Below are 6,764 nucleotides of genomic sequence, written 5' to 3' on the forward strand. Positions count from 1 at the left end.
TAAAATAGGTTCTACCAATAGTGTAAAGTTTTTCTCTTTACTTTTCAATATATGCAGCTTGTTTTTATTTTAATCCTTCAACGATGTCTGATAGTTCACTCCATCTTTCCATCTTTTTTTCTAGCTCTTCTTCTGTTTTCTGCTGTGCTTCAGATAATTCTTGTGCCTTTGTGAAGTCAGATCCAACTTTCGCAAGTTCTTCTCCAATTGACTCAATTTTCTCTTCAAGTTCGGCAATTGTATCTTCAATCGTTTCCCATTCACGCTGTTCATTGTATGAAAGTTTACGTTTACGTTGTTGTTTTGGAGCTTCTTCTACAACTTTTTTCTCTTTTTGAACTTCCGCTTTCTCCATAAGTTCTCTCGTTTTTTCCATTTCTAAATAATCTGTATAACTACCTAGAAACTCACGCACTTCGCCTCCGCCAGTAAAGATGAACAGTTCATCTACTACTTTATCTAAGAAGTAACGGTCATGCGATACAGTTAAAACGACACCTGGGAAATCTTCTAAATAATCTTCTAGTACTGTTAATGTTTGTGTATCTAGATCGTTCGTAGGTTCATCAAGTAAAAGTACGTTTGGTTCTCCCATTAAAATACGTAATAAATATAAACGTCTTCTTTCACCACCAGATAGTTTACCAAGTGGTGTACCATGTGAATGCGTCGGGAATAAGAAACGTTCTAACATTTGAGATGCACCAATTACTTTTCCATCTGTCGTATGAATAACTTCTGCAATCTCTTTAATGTATTCAATCATACGCTGATTTAAATTCATCTCTTCATTTTCTTGCGTATAATAAGCAACTTTTACAGTTTGTCCTACTTCCACTTCACCACTATCAGGAGATAACTTACCTGCAAGCATATTTAATAGGGAAGATTTCCCACTTCCATTCGCCCCAATAATTCCGATACGATCACCCGGTTTCACAATATGATTAAAATTATGTAATACCGTCTTATCGCCAAATTTTTTCGTTACATCTTTTAACTCAAGTACTTTCTTTCCTAGACGACTTCCGCTTAGTGCAATATCAACTGACTGTTTTGCAGCTGGTCCTTCTTGTGCCTTTAGCTCATCAAAACGCTGAATACGCGCCTTTTGTTTCGTAGAACGGGCTTTTGCACCACGACGAATCCAAGCAAGTTCACGACGATATAAATTTTGGCGTTTCGATTCTTGTGCCAATTCTTGCTCTTCACGAAGTGCTTTCGCTTCTAAAAATGTACTATAGTTTCCTTCGTAGCTATATAGTTTACCATTATCTAATTCAAAAATACGATTCGTCACACGATCTAAGAAATAACGATCATGGGTTACAAGTAATACCGAACCTGTATATCTCGCTAAATATTCTTCTAACCATTCAACTGTCTCATGGTCAAGATGGTTCGTAGGCTCGTCTAAAATTAATAAATCCGGTGTTTCAATAAAACATTGTGCCATTGCAATACGTTTTTTCTGTCCACCAGATAAATTCCCAACAATTGCAGTGAAGTCCGTAATTCCTAATTTCGTTAAAAGAGACTTCGCATTTGCATTTGCTTCCCATGCACTCATTGCATCCATACGTTGCTGCACTGCAAATAATTGTTCCTGTACTTTTTCATTACTTGGATCTTTTTCAATATTTAATAGTGCTTTTTCATAATCACGAAGAAGACGAATTAAAGGTGTATCACCATGGAACACTTGCTCTAATACTGTCAGTTTTTCATCAAACTCTGGTTGCTGTGATAAATAACTAATTGTATACCCACGTGAATGCGTCATATCACCTGTATCAGGAGCTTCTAATCCTGCAATAATTTTTAATAATGTCGATTTACCAGTTCCGTTTACACCAATAATTCCGACACGTTGTCCTTCTGTAATACTACATGATAATCCATCAAATAACGGCTTTTCTCCATATGATTTTGATAAGTTCTCCACAGTTAACATTTTCATATTTGTGCATTCCACTCTTTCATAAATTGTTCAATAAACTGTTCCATATAACGATGACGAATTTCAGCCTCTTGTTTTGCTGCATTCGTATTCATTAAATCTTTTAATTTCAAAAGTTTTTCATAAAAATGATTTAAAGATGGATCATTATTTTTTCTATACTCTTCTTTCGTCATTTCTTCACGCGGCGGAATAGTTGGGTCATACATTAATCTCCCTTTCGCCCCGCCATATGCAAATGTACGAGCAATTCCTATTGCACCAAGAGCATCTAAACGATCCGCATCTTGAACAATTTTCCCTTCAAGTGACTCTACTGTGCCGCCATGGCCACCTTTATAAGACATATTGGCGATGGTATGAAGAATATGTTTACTTTCCTCTTCTTCAACACGTAGCTCTTCTAACCAATCAGAAACTTTTTTCATTCCTGCTTCTTCACTTTCATTTAGCTTTTCATCTGCCACATCGTGAAGTAATGCTGCCATTTCAATTATAAAACGATTTCCACCTTCTTGCTCAGATAAAGAAATCGCCATTTTATGTACACGTTCAATATGATACCAATCATGCCCACTCGCATCTTTTTCTAAAATATGTTTTACAAAAGTAATTGTTTTTTGAATTTTTTCTTGTTTTGTCATTTTATCTTCACCCAGTTACTTATTGTAACACGCCCGCATTTTTTCATCACATATTTTCTTGTCCGCCCATACACTAGGTGGTAGGCATCATCATGAAGGAGGAATAAACATGTTCTATAATAATCAACCGCCTTATCCAAGGCAACCATTGTATCCTCAACAACAAGAACAGAGATACACAGAACAATACGAAGAACAAGAGTTACAACAGCAAGAGCAACAACATGACGAAAACCCATATGCAACAACGCAAAACCAAGAAACTGAATTTCAACAAAATCCATATGACACACGTCCAAATTATGAATATCCTCAAAATCCATATGCAGCACCACAAAATCAAGAACAGCGATATCCTCAAAATCCATATGTAATACCACAAAACCAAGAACAACAATATCCACAAAATCCATATGTAGCACCACAAAACCAAGAACAACAATATCCGCAAAATCCATATGTAACACCACAAAACCAAGAACAACAATATCCACAAAATCCATATGTAGCACCACAAAACCCATACACAACTCAGCCACAACAACCGCAATATCAACAACAAATGTATCAACCAAACTACGACGCACGTGTCTCACCACCTAAACCACCAACAATAGATCCAACTCAACCACAAATTTTACCGCCCGGACCAACACTAGACATTACACAACCACAAATCTTACCACCTGGACCAATTACTGAACCAACACAACAACAAATTCAACAAGTTGTCGGTACACAATTTTTACCTTTCAAGAAACCTGTACTAGATTTCGTAAAACCATGGGTAGATTACGGTTTAAATGAAGCAAAACATACATCACACGAACACGCATTAACAGAAGTTGCTGCGATTATGTTTTTAGTTGGTAAAGGCTTCAATCCGACGATTGCACATTATATCGTTGAATCTTGGGAGAAGAATGAGCAGTTTTAGGGTTGTTTATTTGATAAAATATAAAAAACAAAAAAGTGCCAAACCCCTTATACCACAAGGGTTTCGGCACTTTTTAACATCTAGAACAAATTTTATTGAAATAATTATTTTTATAGATTTTCATACTTTTTTATATAGTACGTGAACAAAATGTGAGCAAAATGTGCGCAAATATATGAATCACATTTTGCTGTTGGTGCACTGGTTATTTAAACCAATTCTCAATTATGAGATTTATATGAAAAACCAACACTTTTTCCTGTTGGCACCCGGACAGTTTCCTGATATCCAGCCACGATACTCATGCAACGTGGCTGGATATATAAATTCAATTAAGTTTTTCGTCTTTTCCTTCCTTTTTTCTCCATCCATTCCGACCAAGTAACGTTTTGATAAAGGGGCTACGCTATCCCCAAAGCATTTTTTTCAAAGAACAATTAACTGTAGAAATGTCGTACCGCCGATTCCAAAGTAAAAAGACACCTGATTAAGTGCCCTAAATAGTACCCCGAACAGTACTCCTAAAATTCCATTACTTTTTAAATCATGCCAAGTGCTGTAGCAAAGTTGATGATACCTGATTTACGTTTTCTATAAAACTTACCTCGTTTCATTCCAAGGATAGTATAAATGTAATCATCATTTAATTCTTTGATACTCATATACTTCATTTCAAAAATCCTTTGTTCATCCTCATCAAGAGCTTCTTCAAAAGCTCGTTTTAACTGTCTATATTTCAACTCATGTTTATCCACTTGCTTTAGCTCAGGAAACAATAATTCTACTCCAAGTTCTTTTTTTCCTGCTGATTTTGAAACCGAATACGTAAAACTCTATATTTCCGTAACTTATCTATAACAAATGGAACAATTATCATTTTTCATCTACATGTTTGAAAAATGATAATTGTTTCATATATAACCCTCCCACTTCTCAACCCTTACATATGTAAGATTAAAATTTAAAATATTTTAGATATATGCCTTTGTATGTGTATGAAATTAGTTATGTATCCCAAATAGGTTGGAAACCTTCATTTTTTATGCCTATTACTGTGTAATTTACTAGCAGTGATCATTTAACTTAACACAATTACACTACATTCTCATAGTATATTTAATCATTTTCACCAGACATAAAGTATAAAAACAATTAAAAAAAGAGACTGTCTTCAAAAGTTAATCTGTGGATACTTTTTTGACAATCTCTTTTCTTATATCAAAATTTTCAACTACAAAACTTATAACTGATTATACGAATGTTATACCCGCACTTGCGAATCCTGTAATAGCAGTAGCTATATCAAAACCAGGTGTAGTCGATGAAACAACAAGTAATATCTTATCTTGTGGAGCGACCGCAATTGCTTGTGCGCTAATACCACTCGCGGTATTACCGATAGCAATAAGACCACTAAATGCTGGTGTTAATAGTAACGGTGTACCTACTGGAGTGAAAGTATTACTTGCTGCTGGTGCGCTGTACAACTGCATTTGAATTTGTATGCTTCCTAATGCTAAAGCAACCGCTACAGTTACACTAAAGAATCCTGCTAACGAAGTAATTGTACCTGCGCGAGGAGCTACAAATGCGAAATCAAATACTGGAGGTACAGGGCCTATAGTAATCGGGCCACCAGGTGGGACAATTACAGGGAAGAATGAACTTCCAAATCCAAGAAGTGCTCCTGTGTTTGCTAATCCACCTAAAACAGTTGCTAACGCTACTGGCTCACCTGATGCAAACGGAATAACTGCTCCAGCTCCCGTTGCTCCTGTTAGGCCTGTTGCTCCTGTTAGACCTGTTGGACCTGTTGGACCTGTCGGACCTGTTGGACCTGTTGGACCTGTTGGACCTGTTGCTCCTGTTAGGCCTGTTGCTCCTGTTACTCCTGTTGCTCCACCAGTACCTGCTGGACCTGTCGCTCCTGTTGGGCCTGTTGGACCTGTTGGACCTGTTGGACCTGTTGGACCTGTTGGGCCTGTTGGACCTGCTCCGGTTCCTGCTGGGCCTGTTGGACCTGTTGGGCCTGTTGCCCCTGGAGTAGCATTGATTAATTGAATTAATAAATTAAAAAGAATTTGTAAAGTTGCAGGATCGACATTTGAGTCGCAGGATATAGGGATAAGATCTAAAGCGAAGAAGAATTGTGCAAGTGCGCTATAAAATTGTTGCAATAATGTTGACAATTGACCTAAATTAGGAGCTGGAGATTGTAATAAAACTAAAATACTTTGAGTTAATTGTTTCAAAAAATTAACTTCTGGGGAAGGTAATAAGGAATTTAAGAAAATTAAAAATTGATTAAACAAATTGAATAACGCTACTCTGTTTGCATCACTTGGATTTGCAAAAAATGCTGAAATAGCTGATACTAATGAGTTTAGTAAAGTAATTAATTGACTTAATTGTTCCCTAGTAATAGGAACTGACTGTGGGTTTTTACAACAATCTGCTGAAAAAACAATCGGATTGCAGTTATTATGATCAAAACAACCATTATTTTTCATATATTTCCTCCTTATTTAATAATTTTGAGAGAATATTCTTATACTAAGAAACACTCAATTGTAATGGTGTTGAATATTTTTAAATATCCATTTTTCTTAGAATAAAAATAGTTACTAATAATTAAACTATAAAAATTCAGTTTAATTACATTCACAACTCACATAATATAAGTATACGCATCTATTTATCTAGTGCTTAGATTAATTCCCTAATGAAAAAGCGTATTTTTAAAGAAATTCGTTATTACTCCTATCAACGCGTTTATTTTGTCAATAAACGAAAAGGCATATTAATTTATAAGTTCAATAATGCCATTCTAGAGTAATACCAAATGAAGTTTTTTGAAAAACTTTAATCTTCACAACTTAGTTGTTTATATCATGAGTTTCTAATAATGCATTTCATTTTCCATTAAGAGCTAATCATTTTGCTTTTGCTGACTAATTATTTCTTTGTAACAACTTATACTCATCTTACATACATTATCTTGAATCCTTACTTGTTAAACCATTTAATTGTTCATGACTCACAAACATCAACAATATATAAATGGTGTACTGATTCATAAAAGAGTACCCTATAATGGTGCTCTTTTTTATTTTTTGTAACAACTTATACTCATCTTACATACATTATCTTGAATCCTTACTTGTTAAACCATTTAATTGTTCATGACTCACAAACATCAACAATATATAAATGGTGTACTGAT

The 6,764-nt window shown here is 35.2% G+C and carries 4 protein-coding genes and 1 pseudogene; 1 reads left to right on the forward strand and 4 read right to left on the reverse strand.

Translation table 11 applies throughout. From position 1 onward, the window contains the following. Positions 1-64: 64 nt before the first annotated feature. On the reverse strand, positions 65-1,960 hold the full coding sequence (locus ACTFSL_RS15405) for an ABC-F family ATP-binding cassette domain-containing protein (protein ID WP_000783160.1): 1,896 nt from the start codon (positions 1,958-1,960) through the stop codon (positions 65-67). Next, positions 1,957-2,604, reverse strand: a complete 648-nt coding sequence (locus ACTFSL_RS15410; RefSeq protein WP_440041956.1) for an HD domain-containing protein — start codon at positions 2,602-2,604, stop codon at positions 1,957-1,959. The genes ACTFSL_RS15405 and ACTFSL_RS15410 overlap by 4 nt, the downstream gene beginning before the upstream one ends. Before the next feature lie 109 nt (positions 2,605-2,713). Here ACTFSL_RS15410 and ACTFSL_RS15415 point away from each other — a divergent pair, with 109 nt between their 5' ends. Next, positions 2,714-3,541: a hypothetical protein gene (locus ACTFSL_RS15415; protein ID WP_440041958.1), complete on the forward strand. Its 828-nt coding sequence runs from the start codon at positions 2,714-2,716 to the stop codon at positions 3,539-3,541. 539 nt (positions 3,542-4,080) lie between these two features. Here the strand turns inward: ACTFSL_RS15415 and ACTFSL_RS15420 are convergent. Both ACTFSL_RS15420 and ACTFSL_RS15425 read right to left on the reverse strand, forming a co-directional pair. Next, positions 4,081-4,456 (reverse strand): annotated as a pseudogene (locus ACTFSL_RS15420) (ArpU family phage packaging/lysis transcriptional regulator). A 335-nt stretch (positions 4,457-4,791) separates the two neighbouring features. Continuing rightward, positions 4,792-6,051, reverse strand: coding sequence for an exosporium glycoprotein BclB-related protein (locus tag ACTFSL_RS15425; RefSeq protein ID WP_440041960.1), 1,260 nt, complete (start codon positions 6,049-6,051; stop codon positions 4,792-4,794). Between the last annotated feature and the right edge of the window lie 713 nt (positions 6,052-6,764).

Origin of the sequence: Bacillus cereus group sp. MYBK108-1 (assembly GCF_051917185.1) — a bacterium.
GTDB lineage: Bacteria > Bacillota > Bacilli > Bacillales > Bacillaceae_G > Bacillus_A > Bacillus_A cereus.

Coding starts and splice junctions, on each gene's coding strand:
- ACTFSL_RS15425 (WP_440041960.1), bottom strand. CDS start 6,051: ATGAAAAATAATGGTTGTTTTGATCATAATAACTGCAATCCGATTGTT.
- ACTFSL_RS15410 (WP_440041956.1), bottom strand. CDS start 2,604: ATGACAAAACAAGAAAAAATTCAAAAAACAATTACTTTTGTAAAACAT.
- ACTFSL_RS15405 (WP_000783160.1), bottom strand. CDS start 1,960: ATGAAAATGTTAACTGTGGAGAACTTATCAAAATCATATGGAGAAAAG.
- ACTFSL_RS15415 (WP_440041958.1), top strand. CDS start 2,714: ATGTTCTATAATAATCAACCGCCTTATCCAAGGCAACCATTGTATCCT.